General features: G+C 61.0%; 13 protein-coding genes. 5 read left to right on the forward strand and 8 right to left on the reverse strand.

The window, feature by feature from the left end:
• Positions 1–13 precede the first annotated feature (13 nt).
• Both EV380_RS01800 and EV380_RS01805 read left to right on the forward strand, forming a co-directional pair.
• Positions 14–370: a holo-ACP synthase gene (locus EV380_RS01800; RefSeq protein ID WP_102159573.1), complete on the forward strand. Its 357-nt coding sequence runs from the start codon at positions 14–16 to the stop codon at positions 368–370.
• The gene (locus tag EV380_RS01805) at positions 367–1,884 is read left to right on the forward strand and encodes an NAD(P)H-hydrate dehydratase (protein WP_130448910.1); all 1,518 of its coding nucleotides are present in this window, start codon (positions 367–369) and stop codon (positions 1,882–1,884) included. The genes EV380_RS01800 and EV380_RS01805 overlap by 4 nt, the downstream gene beginning before the upstream one ends.
• A 197-nt stretch (positions 1,885–2,081) precedes the next feature.
• Here EV380_RS01805 and EV380_RS01810 read toward each other — a convergent pair whose 3' ends face one another.
• Positions 2,082–2,330: a helix-hairpin-helix domain-containing protein gene (locus tag EV380_RS01810; protein WP_130448912.1), complete on the reverse strand. Its 249-nt coding sequence runs from the start codon at positions 2,328–2,330 to the stop codon at positions 2,082–2,084.
• A 32-nt stretch (positions 2,331–2,362) separates the two neighbouring features.
• On the opposite strand from EV380_RS01810, the gene EV380_RS17065 reads away from it, so the two are divergent.
• A complete protein-coding gene (locus tag EV380_RS17065) occupies positions 2,363–2,623 on the forward strand; it encodes a transposase (protein WP_479729367.1) in 261 nt (86 codons plus the stop codon).
• Between the two features lie 501 nt (positions 2,624–3,124).
• On the opposite strand, the gene EV380_RS16515 is transcribed toward EV380_RS17065, so the two are convergent.
• Positions 3,125–3,751: a hypothetical protein gene (locus EV380_RS16515; protein ID WP_165391865.1), complete on the reverse strand. Its 627-nt coding sequence runs from the start codon at positions 3,749–3,751 to the stop codon at positions 3,125–3,127.
• A gap of 355 nt (positions 3,752–4,106) precedes the next feature.
• On the opposite strand from EV380_RS16515, the gene EV380_RS01830 reads away from it, so the two are divergent.
• The gene (locus EV380_RS01830) at positions 4,107–4,910 is read left to right on the forward strand and encodes a winged helix-turn-helix domain-containing protein (RefSeq protein WP_165391866.1); all 804 of its coding nucleotides are present in this window, start codon (positions 4,107–4,109) and stop codon (positions 4,908–4,910) included.
• Positions 4,911–4,987: 77 nt separating this feature from the next.
• Here EV380_RS01830 and EV380_RS01835 read toward each other — a convergent pair whose 3' ends face one another.
• The 3 genes from EV380_RS01835 to EV380_RS01845 all read right to left on the reverse strand — a co-directional run bounded on the left by EV380_RS01835 (position 4,988) and on the right by EV380_RS01845 (position 10,105).
• Positions 4,988–6,478 carry a sugar transferase gene (locus EV380_RS01835; RefSeq protein WP_130448920.1) on the reverse strand — a complete coding sequence of 497 codons (1,491 nt, stop codon included), beginning with the start codon at positions 6,476–6,478 and terminating at the stop codon, positions 4,988–4,990.
• A 1,384-nt stretch (positions 6,479–7,862) separates the two neighbouring features.
• Positions 7,863–9,131, reverse strand: coding sequence for a polysaccharide pyruvyl transferase family protein (locus EV380_RS01840; protein ID WP_130448922.1), 1,269 nt, complete (start codon positions 9,129–9,131; stop codon positions 7,863–7,865).
• 2 nt (positions 9,132–9,133) lie between these two features.
• Positions 9,134–10,105, reverse strand: a complete 972-nt coding sequence (locus tag EV380_RS01845; protein WP_130448924.1) for a nitroreductase family protein — start codon at positions 10,103–10,105, stop codon at positions 9,134–9,136.
• Between the two features lie 134 nt (positions 10,106–10,239).
• Between EV380_RS01845 and EV380_RS01850 the strand changes: the two genes are divergently transcribed.
• Positions 10,240–11,619: an O-antigen ligase family protein gene (locus EV380_RS01850; RefSeq protein ID WP_130448926.1), complete on the forward strand. Its 1,380-nt coding sequence runs from the start codon at positions 10,240–10,242 to the stop codon at positions 11,617–11,619.
• 66 nt (positions 11,620–11,685) lie between these two features.
• Here EV380_RS01850 and EV380_RS01855 read toward each other — a convergent pair whose 3' ends face one another.
• From EV380_RS01855 to EV380_RS01865, 3 genes are read right to left on the reverse strand one after another with little or no spacing between them, the layout of a single operon-like run.
• On the reverse strand, positions 11,686–12,798 hold the full coding sequence (locus EV380_RS01855) for a glycosyltransferase family 4 protein (protein WP_130448928.1): 1,113 nt from the start codon (positions 12,796–12,798) through the stop codon (positions 11,686–11,688).
• On the reverse strand, positions 12,788–13,711 hold the full coding sequence (locus EV380_RS01860) for an NAD-dependent epimerase/dehydratase family protein (RefSeq protein ID WP_130448930.1): 924 nt from the start codon (positions 13,709–13,711) through the stop codon (positions 12,788–12,790). Before EV380_RS01860 ends, EV380_RS01855 begins: the two co-directional genes overlap by 11 nt.
• Complete coding sequence (locus EV380_RS01865) at positions 13,708–14,820, reverse strand: glycosyltransferase (RefSeq protein ID WP_130448932.1); 1,113 nt, start codon at positions 14,818–14,820, stop codon at positions 13,708–13,710. Before EV380_RS01865 ends, EV380_RS01860 begins: the two co-directional genes overlap by 4 nt.
• Positions 14,821–14,829: the final 9 nt, after the last annotated feature.

The following is a 14,829-nucleotide window of genomic DNA, read 5'->3' on the forward strand; positions in this document are numbered from 1 at the left end:
GCGAGGGCAGCCGATGATCGTCGGGGTCGGAGTCGACGTGGTCGAGGTCTCGCGCTTCAAGGCGCAGCTCGAGCGCACGCCGGCGCTGCTCGAGCGGCTGTTCGTCCCGGCTGAGCGCGAGTTGCCGCTGCGTTCGCTCGCGGCGCGGTTCGCCGCGAAGGAGGCCGTCGCCAAGGCGCTCGGTGCGCCCGCCGGGATGAACTGGCAGCACTGCCAGGTCGTCAAGGACGACGCCGGCGACCCGCACATCCTCATCGACGGCTCGGTGGCCGAGGCCGCCGCCGCCAAGGGTGTGCAGTACTGGCACCTTTCGATGAGCCACGACGGGGACCTGGCCACGGCCATGGTCGTGGCCGAACGGCTCCCGTGAGGCCCGCCTACTCCGGCTCGGAGGTCAGAGCCGCCGAGCAGCCGCTGCTCGACGCCGGGCGCGGGCCCGAGCTCATGCGGCGCGCGGCCCGCGGCCTCGCACAGCACGTCATCGCCGTCCTGCAGGGAACCACACCGGTCTCCCAGCAGGGCGGCGTCGCCGTTTCCGGACGCCGGGCCTCGCGCGTGTACGGGGCGCGGGTGGGCGCGTACGTCGGACCGGGCAACAACGGGGGAGACGCGCTCTTCGCGTTGGCGCAGCTGCGCGGCCGGGGCGTTGACGCGATCGCGTTCACGACCCACGACCGCTGGCACGACGACGGAATGCGCGCTTTCCGCGCCGCCGGCGGTCGCGTCGTGCCTGCCGTGGACCGCGCAGCGGCCGCTGGGCTGCTGTTCACCCTCGACGTGTTGATCGACGCCGTGACGGGCACCGGCACCCGAGTGGGCGCCGCGCCGCGCCCCCTGGATCTCCCGGTGCCCCCGGCCGGCGTGCATGTCGTCGCGTGCGATCTGCCCTCGGGCGTCGACGCTGACACGGGTCGCGCCGAGCCCGGAGCGCTCGCCGCCGCCACGACCGTGACCTTCGGCGCGCTCAAGCGTGGGCTCGCCGTGGGGGAAGGGCGCTCGCTCGCCGGGGACGTCACGGTCGTGGACATCGGCCTCGGCCCGCACCTTCCGGGGCCGTCCGTGTGGCTGTGCGAGGGCCCCGCGCGGCTCGATCCGCCGGTCTGGAACGCACACAAGTATTCGCGCGGGGTCGTCGGCCTCGTCGCCGGCTCGGAGCAGTACCCGGGCGCCGCCGTTCTTGCCGCCCGGGCCGCCGTGAACGCCGGTATCGGCATGCTGGTCGTCGTCGCCCCGGAATCGGCGCCGACGATGCGGCGGATGATTCTCGAGGCGTGCCCCGAGGCCATCGTGGCGGCGCCGGGCGACGGGGTTTTCGACCGAGTAAGCGCCTGGGTGCTCGGCCCGGGCATCGGGGACGACGCCGACCAACGGCGCAGCGTCGAACGCGCGCTGTCCTCGGACCTGCCAGTCGTCGTCGACGCCAGCGCCCTGCCGTATCTGCCCGAGACGCCGCGAAGGGCCGCGACGGTCCTGACGCCCCACGCGGGCGAGCTCGCGTCGCTGCTGTCGGGGCGGGGGATACCGGTTTCGGCGTCGGACGTCTCCGGCGATCCGATCCGCTGGGCGTCCCGCGCGGCTGAGGAGCTGAGCTCCGTCGTAGTCCTGAAGGGCCCGACGACGGCGGTGGCCACGCCGGACGGCACGGTCCGGCTGGTGACAGGTGCGCCGTCCACGCTCGCGACCGCAGGCAGCGGTGACGTCCTCGCGGGGGTGACCGGTGCACTGTTGTCGCAGGCGGGCCAGGAAGCCGGGCCGGAGGCGGCCGCGGAGCGAGCGGAGGACGCCGTCGCCCTGCATGCGGCGGCTGCGCGGCAGCTCCCGGCCCACGGGTTCGGGGCGTCTGCACTGGCCGACTCAGTCGGCGAAGCGGACGATCGGCACTAACCAGTGGGGGGCGTGGCGTACGGGAACCGCTGCGGTCGGATCGCCAGGCCATATGCGCGAACCCGGCGGCACCACCCATGGCGGTGGCAGTCGCCCATGTGCCCATCACCGTGGACATGGCCGACTGGCCCCGGCATTTCCTACTTTCACACGCAAGTCCGCAACGAGAACCAACCGAATTCAGACGCTGAACGACCTCAGTGAACGCTCGAATCCTGAGCCGTTTCTGCGATGTCGTCCGAAAAGGTCAACCCTCGATCCGCCAGCGCTGCACGCAGGATCCTGATCGCCTTGGGGCCAACACCGTGGACAGCGAGGAGCTCCCTCTCGGAGTGCTCACTGATCTTGGCGAGGCTATCGATGCCGGCCAGCAGTAATTCTCGCGGTGCGGTCTTCCCCAACTCATTCGGCAGGTCGCCGACAGGGCGCACGTCAGGCGTAGTCACAAACTGTCCTAGAGGCCGCAAGTTGAGTCAACATGGACCCAGAATACAGAGTGCCAAAGACCAGTCCCACCGAGTTCCGTGACGACGTCGTGGGCGTCGCGCGCCATCGTGGGCTTGGAGCGACGATCGAGCAGATCGCGAAAGACTTCGGTGTCCACCCGATGACGCTGCAGAAGTGGCGGCGTGACCACGACCTGTCACCAATCCTGACTGCAGTCCGATCCTGCCGGAAGCGACCAGTTGCCAAAGAGCTTGGCTCGGGTGGTGTTGCTGCGCCACGAGTGCGCCCATGAGTGAGGTTTTGGGGGTCAGCCTCGCGGACTAAGTCCGCGAGGCTGACTGCGGCGAGAAGTTTGAGGCAACATCGCCGCCCGCAACGCATCCTGGACTGCAGGATTAACGCGCTGCGTCCCGGACTATTGGAACCTACTCTGGGAGGGCAAATTCAGGTTGTCCGGGAACTGTGCAACCCGCCCGGCGTTCGGATCTACCGGCGGGTAAGTATCGTTATGGGAAGAATCAAAAATAACTGATGAATCCCGTGCGTCCAAAATTAAGAAGAGAATGATTCCACTTAAGCTGAGCGACCTCTACCTTGAGGTGTCAGGTGCTTGAATCGTACACCTAAAGAACGAGAATCGCTGCAAGTGATGTGCTCACGACAGGCCTGCCGCGCGGTTCGTTCGCGAAAGTACCCTATTTTATCCAAAGATGGTCCAGTCAGCCAAAGAGCGGCCCGCGGAAAACGAACAACGGGCCGCTCACTCCAGCTCGGAGACCGAACCTGTTGAGTCTTAGCCGGCGGCCATGATTCCGGTGTGGTTGACCGTGCCCGCACCGAGAATAACGGTGCCTAGCGAAACCATATTGGTCACGTCCCAGCAGATGGTGACCGGGCAGCGGAGTTCCAGCAGGCTGGGGAGGCCGACGACGACCATGGTGAAGTCCACACACAGACGTGCCGGCGCGTTGCGGCCGTAAGGCGGGATGGCGTCGTTCGGGTAGTTCACTCCGGTGAAGAGGCCGTTGTAGTTGAACGCGCTGATCGCGCCGAACGTGCCGACGCCGGTGCCGAGACCGGCCGTGGACGTGTACTCGGACCCGTCGGTCATGGTGAGCGTGGCGTTGGTCATGATCGCCGTGTACACCGGCTGGAACAGGCTCAGGTCCGCACAGCTCTGCGTGCTGACGTTGAGGGCCGTCGTGATAGCCAGGGCACCCCTATTGTTGAGCACCACGGCTTGGGCGGTGAAGGCAGCACCGATGCCGGCGGAGAAGCACTCGGGGCAAACGGGCGGCTCGACGGACGCGGCGGCGTGCGGTGCCGCGACGGCTGCGGCGAGCACGGGAAGGCTCCAGGCCGCGCCCTTGGTGATGGTACGGCGGTCGATGCCTTCGTTTGAGACGTCGTGGTTGTGCATAGGAATGATCCCCTTGAGGTGACTAGGGCGGGAGTTCTTCCCGCTCTCCTCATTAGGGATCAGAAAAGGCGTCAGCAAGGCTGCATCGGAACCTGTTGGCGCGAAGAGCGTCAAGCCGGACGTAAATCGGCTGGCGTTCCAAAGTATTGATCAAGGTCCACTGAACTGAGCAGTTTGGGATACCGTAATTGAAATGCAAAGCAATTCCCACCGCTTGCTAAAGATTCGGCAATATTCTCGAATCAGAGAATCACGTTCCGCGGCAATGAACTACTAGTAGGGCATGAGGCAATATTTCCTAGGTCGCAGTGACGCGGCCGGCGAGGGGCACTTCGGCGTAGGTGCGCCACCGCGAGTGCGCATTCTGGTCGCGCTTGCTGATGACGAGCTGCGAACCGCCCTACTGGACCTTGTCCAGGGCGAGAACTTTAGCAAGATTCAAGCGACGACCGGTCGGACTCTCGTGAACGTTGCGTCGAGAACGCGTCCGTCATTGATCATCATGTCGAGCTCGTATCCGGACTTGCACGGTCAGAAGGCCATTCTGCGGCTACGACGGTTCACGAATGCGTACATCGTCGTCATTGACTTCTTCGCCGACGAGGACGGCCGGATTGCCCTGCTGCGGGCCGGGGCTGACCAGATCGTCGACGGACGCCTCGGCCACCATGAGCTGCGGGCGCGCGTGCGGTCGATGTTGCGGCGCCTGCGCTGGGTTCCGTCAGCGGTGGACGTTGTTGACGAAGAGGACGGGACCGCGACGACCGCTTCGGACCTTGACGACGAAGGTGCCGACAGCGTCGCCGGGCCGCTCATTCTTGTCAGTGACGGTGTCGTCCTCGACGCGAGGAACCATCGCTGTTGGGTCAACGACGTCGAAGTGAGACTGAGTAATACGGAACATCGCCTGCTGTTGACCTTGATGTACGGGCATCCCGATGGCACCGGCAACCTGTTCACGCGGGGAGAGTTGTTGGCTGCCACGTGCGGAGTGCGCACCGCCTCGGCGATGGATGACAAGGCGAACCGCAGCCTCGAAGTTCATATGGGAAACCTACGGAAAAAGCTTGGCGAGAACGTGAGGGATCCCAGGAGGATTCGTACTGTGCACGGTGTGGGTTATCACTGGATGAAGCCGGTCGAGTTGAAGAGGGATTGATCAGAGACCTGACGACGAGTGAGGCCCGGCCCCTGCGGTGCAGGGGCCGGGCCTCACTCATCGTCTTCTCAACGAATTTAGTAGGCGCCGCTCTTACCGAAGACCGCTTTGGCAGTCTTGAGCATGATGATCAGGTCCTGTGTGAGCGACCAGTTCTCGACGTAGTAGAGGTCGAGCCGGACCGAATCGTCCCAGGAGAGATCGGAGCGGCCGCTGACCTGCCAGAGACCCGTGATCCCGGGAGTGACCATGAGGCGCCGGTGTACGTGCTCCTCGTAGGTCTCGACCTCGCTGGGAAGCGGTGGACGTGGACCGACAAGGCTCATCTCGCCGACCACGACGTTCCAAAGCTGCGGCAGCTCGTCAATGCTGTAGCGGCGCATGAAGGCGCCAAGCTTGGTGATGCGCGGGTCGTTCTTGAGCTTGAACAGGACGCCGTTGCCCTCGCTTTGGAGTTCTAGTTCGGCGAGCCGCGCCTCGGCGTCAACAACCATCGAGCGGAACTTGTGCATTCGGAACGGATCGCCGTTCTTGCCGATGCGGCGTTGCTGGAAGAATACAGGTCCCGGGTCGTCGATCTTGATCAAGATGGCGACAACCAGCAGGACGGGGGAGAGCAAGAGGAGGCCGATGGAAGCGAAGACGATGTCGGAACAGCGCTTCGCCACACGCTTGATTCCTTCGAGTTGAGGAGTCGCCACATGGATGAGTGGCAGACCCGCAACAGGCTGGGTGTGGATGCGTGGCCCAGCGATGTCGGTGAGGGCTGGGGCCATGATCATGGTGATCCCGCGAGCGTGAAGCTCCCAGCCGAGTTTGCGGACGACGACGGGTGACAGGGCGGAACCGGCTGAGATGGCAACCGTATCGGCGCCGGAGCTTTCGAGCGCGCAGAGGATGGACTCTAAGGAGTTGCCCGTCCCGATAATTTCGACCCCAGACTCTGCAGCGTCGCGAAGTTCTGCACTTGGGATGACGCCACCTATGGGCAGGTATCCTGCACCTGGGTCGTCCGCGAGGCGGCTGGCAAGGTGCTGAACGGCGTCGAGTCCGCCGATGACAAGTACGCGTCGGTTGTACTTGCCGCTGCTTCGAGCAGTCCGGATCCGCTTGCGGAAGGCCCATCTGCCGACGAGTAGTAGGAAGAGGCCGAGGGGCAGCGCGATGCCGACGTAGCCGCGTGCTGTCTCAGCTTGAACGGCGTAGGACACGATGGCCAGCATCCCGAAGACGGATAGGGAGGCTGTTGTGACTCGTTTGTACTCGTCAAAGCCGGCGCCGAGGAATCGTACGTCGCGGGTGTTCCACGCGCCGAGGGAAAGCCACCAGATGGCACCGATGGCTACGCCGAGGGTCGAGTAGTCGACGTCTGTGAATGAGCGCGCAGACACCGGAACATCGGTCTCGGTACCGAACCTGAGCACATGTGCAGCAATGATTGCCGTGGCAATCAGGATGAAATCGAGGATTGCGAGCTGCCGCTTGAGAGTACGTGACCAGCCGGTATTGAGCTCGAAACGTGGTTCCCCCAAGCGGTGACCCAGCTCCTCGTGAGGAAGGGACACCATAAAACCACCTTCATAGACTTTTCGTTACAAAGTGTAGCAAAGCTTACAGTCTGACACTGGATTCTAACGTTTTCTCCTCTGCGTAACGACCATCTTGAGCTTTCGTTTCATTGGTGTGGTGAGGCTGTGTCGTCTAGCATCCTCGACGTTCGGCGGACGGAACGACCGAGGATGAATGCAAGAATTATGCTCAAGGCAATTTCCATAATCGCTAACGACATGAAAGCGCCATGAACATCGTAGAACCGTACCAAAGGGAAAAAGGCCGCGATTCCTACGAAAAGCGACAGAAGTGAATAACCTGCAACAGACTTAGTGCGACCTAGAAGACCGAGAGCCGAGTTCCCAACGACCATGTTCGAGAACCAGCAGAACACAATAATGGAGAGTATCCCTGAGAGGGCGTAGTCGACGTCTATAGACCCGCCAGTCAAGAACTTGGCCAAGGGGGGAGTCGTGACAAAAACTAGTGAACTACCAATGAAACCCACAACCGCCCCCACCAGTGACCCACGTAGGGCCCGACTTTCAACATTGGCACCCCATTTTGGTAGTCGAGACTGTATTACCTGAAGGCAGGGAGTGGCTGCAGTATTCGACCAGCGGACAATTTTGTCAGATAGAGCCAGGAGGGGTGTTAGTGAAGACGAAATGACTGTCGGTGCCATGAGGATCGGGACTGAGAGTCTAGCGGCTGCAATGAATCCGATGGAAAAGGCCCCGAAGCCTTGCCTCAACAGACTGGGGACTTCAATTATGCGTTTGCGAAATCCAACACTTTGCCGATTATCGGACCGGCGATGAAGCCTGAAAATGACAGTGTTTCCGCCTAGAATGGCGAAGATGGCACCGATGATGATCGCATAACCGAGGATTTGAGGCTCTGGCCAGATAAGCAGTGTAAGTGAACCCAAAAGCAGGGCGAACGCTCTTGGTGCCGCACTCCAGACGAAGAAGCCGCGTGAGTCGCCGATTGATATGAAGTACCAAGACGCCGTCAAGCCAACCATGGCTCCGCCAGCAGCTGCTGTAGTGAACAAGAAGTAATCAGCGACATCATAGCTGAATGTGACAATCAGAATACCGCCAAGGCAAGCGGCAAGAAGTACGGCACGGGGAGCCAGAGACTTTGTGAACTCTGCGAACCTTTCAGATTCTTCGAGGGCTGCGGTTCGAGTAATCCCTACCGAGTTCCAAGACCAAGTCACAATGACACGGCAAACTTCACCAATGGCCTGGCCAAGGGCAAAACTTGCCCATCGTTCCGTACCGAGGACCGAAATTGTAATCGGAATCGATAAGAATGTTATCGCACTTAGGAGAACAGTTGATGCGCCGAAACTGGTTAGTTTACGGAGAAACAGCTTTCGTTCCGACATAATATCTAGCCCAGCCCGGCGAAGTTCAACTTAGACATGGATTGAGCCGTTGCGACAGAATCACGCAAAGTGGCTTCTAGGTTAGACGCCTCGGATGTCCAAACTTCCATGGTCGCGGCTACCTCGTGTGCCACGCTGGCGTCTGGTGAAACGCAACCGATTTCGAGGCCCAACAATTCGTAGAGGCCCTCGACTTTACCGCTCGTCGCGAGCGTGATTGCAGGCGTTCCCTTCGAGAACGATTGGATTGCGAGGTGCATTCTACCTGTGACAGTAAGATGTGCCGCTGAGGTGAGCCATCGGACCTGGGATGGGACGAGTCGTTCTGAGACAAGCAGGTCATCTTGCGAGCCGACCTCGTTGTAAATCTCTCGGCAAACACTGAGATCGTCATCCCAGTCGCGGATAACGTGTGGTAGAAAAACAACTCTATAGTCTACATTCTGCAGGTACCGGACGATTTTCTTGTATTCCTCGCGGAGGTCCTTGCGCCGAGCAATTAGTCCACTGCAATTGAGGATAACAAACTTCTCACCCTCGGCGCTGCGGCGGTGGACGTATTCCACGATGTCGACTGGCGGCTTTGATACGTTGACGCTTGTGAAGACAATATCCGAAACCAGTGAGGCGCGGACACCGTCTCGTAGCAGCCTCCGGTGCGACTCAGGATCTCTTGCAAAGACTGACACGAATTCAGAGGTCTTAGCCAGTCGCTGTGCCAAAGGTGGTGAGACTCGAGGTGGCCAACTGAATCCAAGGATTCGAGTATTTGCTCCCATAAAGGATGCTAGACGCATCAAAGATACGCGGGCATGAGAGGCAGAGGGATTTCCGCCGCCATCCATTGTATCGGCCCCAGGTAATACGACATTCTTCGCTTTGGCGGCCAAGACCGAGAACGCCAATACGTCTGGTATCCGCGCGACCGGAAGGCCGGAAATAGCGCGTGGAAGTACAACGACTGTGGTCTCTTCTCTCATTCCTTCGGGAATCAAGAGTGCGTCTGCAGAGTCCAATATTGCAGTCTTTGGACCAGAAATGTTGTCCAGGCAAGATTCGAACATTGCCTGGTCGCCAAGGTTGCCATGGCCCGAAGGCGCCAAGACAAGAGTAAAATCACGGTCCAGTGTTGGACTTGTTTTCGTACGCCTTTTTGCCAGTCTCGCTGTGAGCATGTCGCCGTCATGGAGCAACCGAGCGTAGAGCGGACTTGAAAGGACCCTCTTAGCCATGTTCTTGATCTGAGCCTTTATCTGTATGACTATGTTAGCCACAGTTAGGCACCATTCCTTTGTGAGTCGAAGGTTAGAATCTCGGAGATTGGGCGGCGGGGAGAGCGTGCTGCACGAGCGCTGCTGGTCGGCGCGTAGCCCAAAGCAACCGTGCAGATTATGTCTTCGCTATTAGGGATATCTGAGAGAACTCTTAGTTTCTTGGAGAGTGAGTTGGACTTAGACCAATTGAGCATGCAGGAGTCGACGCCGATACTGTGAAGGCCCCATACGAACGTCATTGCAAAAAGCCCGCCATCGATCCAGCCTTGATTCCGCTCTCCAACGCCGGTGAAAAGGCGTGTATCGACCGTTATGATTGCCAACGTTGTGATGTCGTCGCCGAAGCCAGCGTTGCCCGACTGAAGTTTAAGGGCTGCTCTAATCTTGGTCGGGTTGGTCAGGATATGAACGCGTGATGCCTGACGATTGCAGACAGAAGGCGTCGACTGAGCAATTTCTACAGCGTGCGTAATATCAGCCTGACCGACGACCCTGGAAGGGTCGAAATTCCTAACGCTTCTGCGGCTAAGGAAAAAATCGACTGATGGCCCATCCACCGGCTCTGCGACGAACGGTGCTAGGTTGCTGTCGATCTCGCCGTGATTGTTCCATTGCTCAAGACCATCTAAAGCCTCCTCGGCTGCAGCGGCAACGTGGCCAGGAATTGCGGCGATCACCGCAGGAGTCGCAAGGATTCCTCGCAGCCGCTGGCTTGGCTCAGCACCGAACGGCTGTCTGGGTTCCCGAAGTGAGAGGCCCTTCTCGATCCGGTGGTAATCCTTAATGGCCTGTGCTTCGTGCCCCCTCGACCCGGAAGAGTCGTACACGCGGTCCGAGGGCCCGCTGTGGCGGAGGAAGCGCCTGAGATCGGCGTAGAACTCGGTGATTGCCATCATCCGTTCGCGGACCTGAAAAATCTTCCGCTGCGCTGGGCTTGGGATGCGGCTCAAGGCCGTCAGGGCCAAGTTCTTCATGGGACTCCTTGAGGAAGCGGGCTACGACCCATCTCGTTCCGCGCTGTGTGCGTTCGGATACTGCGTCTAGACTACTAGGCTGAAGGGTAGTTTCGGCGCGGATGCGTCAAGCAGGGGCGTTGGGGAAGGCATAGATGAGCGAACAAGCCGTCATTGGCTCGCGGATGAATCCGAAGAGGGTGCGAGTCGTACCCACATTCAGGGACCTTCTTATGTATGAGAAGCTGACGTTCTTCGCTGTGGTATTCCTGCCACTTCAGCAGGCATTTTCCATTGAATTAGGGTTTCCCCTCAAAGTGAGTGAGCTCTTACTCATTGCAGCTTCGTTCTTCTATCTACTTGGCCCAAAGCGCAAGTTCCGAGATCATCGGGTCAAGTTCCTAATTTGGTCACTGATAGCTGTCGTATTAATATCTTACGTGTTCCATGCTGTTATGCCGCAGCCGTTGGGCGTATTTCAAGGATATAGTCGGTCACCGTTAGTCGATCTGACTATCTATACATTCTATCCTGTCCTTACAGTTCTTTTATTTTTCTTGACTGCGAGCCTGCGGGCTAAATGGCTTTGGGCGGCCTTTAGGATTTCTGTATATGTTTGCCTCCTTGCGACTCTGCTTCAGATCGTTGCGCACGCACTGGACAACACGTCGATCCTCGAGATTTTGAACTATCAGACGAGAATCAGGGCTGAGTCTCTCGACGGAACGGGAGACGGTGCCTACCGGAACGGGCCCTTTACGGAGGGGCAGCATCTCGGGTTTTACGCAGGTGTCGCTTTTCTCCTGGGGCTACGCCACAGAAGCCTGACTGTCGTAGGTATTTCGATTTTTCTTGGAGTCTACTCGCAGTCCACGACAACTTTCGTTGGGGTCCTCCTTGGCTTGTCAGTAGCGATTCTCGTGAGGCCGCAATTGACGGTATGGGTTCGCGTTCTTTTCTTAGGAATAACGGCGGTTGTAGTTGGCTCGGTTGTGCCCGCGGTACGCAACTATTTTGAGATTCAGTTGGCCAAATTTGGCCTCCTGGAATCAGCGGCTGGACTTGGCGATCCGAGTCGTTCTCTCGATGTAAGATCGCTCAAAACGGAAATTGCCTCCAGGATGATGTTCGATCATCCTTGGCTTGGCGTCGGGGCCGGTCGTTACGGTATGTGGTTCTACCGTGAGCCAGAATCTAGTCAGGCACCACCATGGTATTTTCAAGATGATTATCGCGCAATTGCGGAAAACGCGTACGCGCAGGTGGGCGCCGAGTTCGGCATGGTTGCAGCCATTCTATTTCTTGCATTGGTTTCGTTGCTTGTCTGGAGGCTGCGACGGCAGTCGGCTGTGATTCTTGCCCTCGGCGTATTCGTGCTTGTATCAATCAGTACGCAGTCATCTTGGACATTCATGCCGATTTGGGTCAGCTTGGCGATCATGTTTTGTCTCTCCAAGGAGGGAAGGTCAGCGTCAGTAACTGCGCCGGTTGAGCATCGAATCAAGTCGGGTCGTTCAGACGCGCATACCAACTGACCAACGCGTCAACGTCTCATCTCTCGTCGAGATGTAATGTTCCGCGTCATTTATCTGCGTTTGTTATCAGGCAACGATTGGTAGCACGTCTTGAATCGCTTTGGACAGTTTGCGTGCTGAAGCGGACCACGAGTACTTGCTGGCGTTGTCGGCGCCGTCGAGGCGCAACTTGTTCCGCAGGGACTCGTCCGCTGCGGACGAGCGCATCAACTCCGACATGCCGTCGACATCCAACGGGTCGAAGTAGAGGGCGCTGTCGCCGAGGACCTCGGGGATCGACGCTGCGTTCGACGCGATGACCGGGGCGCCAGCAGCTTGGGCCTCCAGCGGGGGGATGCCGAAACCTTCGTAGAGGGACGGGAAGACGAACGCCAACGCTCCGGCGTAGGCCTGTGCGAGTTCCGAATCTGAGACGCGGCCCAAGTACCTGATATTCGCCGTGCTCCTCGATTCCCGAGCCGCGAACGTGTTGGCCTGCTGACCGATGATGCGTAGCTCGACCTCGCTGCCGGACCCGTCGATGAAGTCCATGAAGGCCTGTTCCAAGCGCTCGAAGTTCTTGTGCACGTTGGGCGAGGACACGGCCAAGAAGTACGGCTTCTCCGCGCCCGGGTCAGCCAGTGGCTCGGTCCTGTGCTCGAAGAAGAATGCCGATGGCGCATTGGGGATGACGACGATCTTCTCCTTCGGCAGCCCGAAGTGATCCGCGATTTCGGACTTGGAGAACTCGCTCACCGTGATGACACGGCGGGCGTTCTTCAGGAAGAGCGGGGCCAGAATCCCGTACACGAGCCGGAACTTCCAGGAGAAGCTCTCCGGGAAGCGCACGTACGTCACGTCGTGGTGCGGAGCGAACTGGTTGCGGTAGAAGGCCGGTGCCGTGCTGCTGAGACCGATCAGCAGCGGTGTTCCGTGGCGCTTCAAGTACAGGGGGAGGTCAACTTGTTCCCAGAGGTGTCCCTGCGTGCGGCCGATCTCTACGACGTCGTGCCCTGCGAGCGGGCCGTCGGATCGCGGGCGGACGCCCTGTGGCACGAGGATCTCGACCGGGAAGTCCGCGATCGCCAACAGGGCCGCCGTCACCTCCTCTGCGAATCGCTGGACGCCGGTCACGGGCTGACCGAGGAAGCGCCCGTTGATGACGACTTTTCGCGTGGGCGCTGTGGATTCACTCGCCATCGTTGATCTCCTCCCAGAGCTTGGTGATGCCGGCCTCAAGGCTCGTGCTGTTCGGCAGCGTGCCGAATTCGTCGTCGAAACGTGACATGTCCAGCGTCACCGACTGCACGTACGATGCCGGCTGCGGGACTGTTTCGATGACCGGCCGGATGCCCGTCACCTGCGCAATCCCCTCGAATACGTCGTTGACGGTGTTTCCCGTGCCGCTGCCGAGGTTGTAGACGCGGTTCCGTGGTGCCGGAGCCTCGAGCAGGCGGGCCAGCCGCTCCAGGAGGTCATCCATCCAGATGTAGTCGCGCACCATGGAGCCGTCGCCCATGCGGGTCAGGGGCTGCCCGTCGAGGACGCGCCGCAAGGCGATCGGAATGACGCCCTGGAGCCGGTCCGGGCGCTGGCGGGTCCCGTAGGGGTTGGCGATGCGGAGTACGAGGGACTGCATCGAAGACTGCGAGCAGATCAGGTCCAGGTACGTTTCGATGCACAGCTTGCCGGTTCCATAAGCGGAGATCGGAGCGAGATCGTCCGTCTCCTTGTACGGCCCCGGGGTGGCCGAACTGTAGATCGCCCCACCTGTGGAGGCGAAGACGAACCGGCGCACGCCGTGATCGGCTGCGGATTGGGCGAGCCGGACGGCCGGAAGGACGTTGGACGCGAGATCATCGGGCGCATTGACGCCGCGCGATGCGGCTGTGCTCGAGGTCAGGAAGTGGAACACCTCGTCCATGCCCGCCAAGGCCGCGCTGACCTGCGCGGCGTCGTGGAAGTCGCCCTGGATGGCGCGGGCAGGGGCGGAGTAGGTGGGCTCGCGGGAGAAACGGTCGAAGACGGTGACGTCGTAGCCGAGCCTGTCGAGGAGGTCGACGACGTGCGAGCCGATGAAGCCGTTGCCGCCGAAGACGATGGCCTTCTTCATGCGGTCCGCTCGCGGTACAGGCTGAGTGTCTCGGGGCCGAGGCCCGCATCCGTCAGGGACCGGCGGGCGTGCTCGATTGCTTCGGCACCCATGGAGCGGCGGAGCGCAGGATCGTCCAGCAAGACCTTGCACTTCTCCACCAGTTCGGCATCGGTGCCGCAGACGAATCCGGAGACCCCGTCGAGGACCGCATCGCGGTTGCCGACGACGTCGGAGACCACGCATGGGATGCCAGCGGCCTGAGCCTGCATGAGCGCCATGGGCATGCCCTCCCACAGGGACGGGAAGAGGAAGACGTCAGCCTCTTCCAGCTCTCGAGCCAGTTCGTCGGGGGAGATCCACCCGGTCACCGTGACTCCGTCGCTGATCCATTCGGCTTCGTCGGCCGGTTCGCCGCCGCCGATCCAGCGGAAGTCGCCGGCGTCGCCCAGCGCGTCGGCGACGCGGGAAAAGCGCCACGGAGCCTTCTGGTAGCAAACACGCGCGACCGTGACGACGCGCGGCTTGCCGGGTTTGTTCGTGATCGGCTCGGACCGGACGTCTCCGATCTGGGTGGGGGAGATGCCGGTCTGGATCTGCGCGGCGGAGCGCGGACGGAGCCGGGCGACGGCCAACTGGTGCTCGCTGTCGCACGTCGAGACGACCGTCGCCGGGGTCCGGGCGAGGAGCTGCTCCGTCAACGCGGCGACGCGTCGGGCCGGGGCCGGGAGGTCCTCGCGAAGGAAAGACCAGCCGTGGGGCGAGTAGAACAGCCGGCGTGACTTCGCGCCGACCGGCATCAGCAGCCGAACGGCGGCGCCCGCGAAGGATGAGTGCAAGTGCACGGCGTCGTACAGGTCGCGCACGAGGCGCGCCCGCACGGTGCGCGCCATGGTGAACAGATCCCGCCCGCGGCGTCCCGTCGAATACGAGACGAGCCGGACGGCGGGGTGGAAGCGCCGCGCGAGCTCGTCGGCCGCAGGCGTCTCGGGGCGGTCCATGTAGTGGACCTCGACGGTTGCGCCGGCCTCGACCTGCCGGAGCGCGAGCGAGGCGATGACGGTGACGATGCCGCCGCCCATCGCTTCCGTGACGTGCGCGACGCGCAGCGGATTGGAATGCTGGATCAAGTGATTCGC

This window comes from Zhihengliuella halotolerans (assembly GCF_004217565.1).
In the GTDB taxonomy this organism is placed as follows: domain Bacteria; phylum Actinomycetota; class Actinomycetes; order Actinomycetales; family Micrococcaceae; genus Zhihengliuella; species Zhihengliuella halotolerans.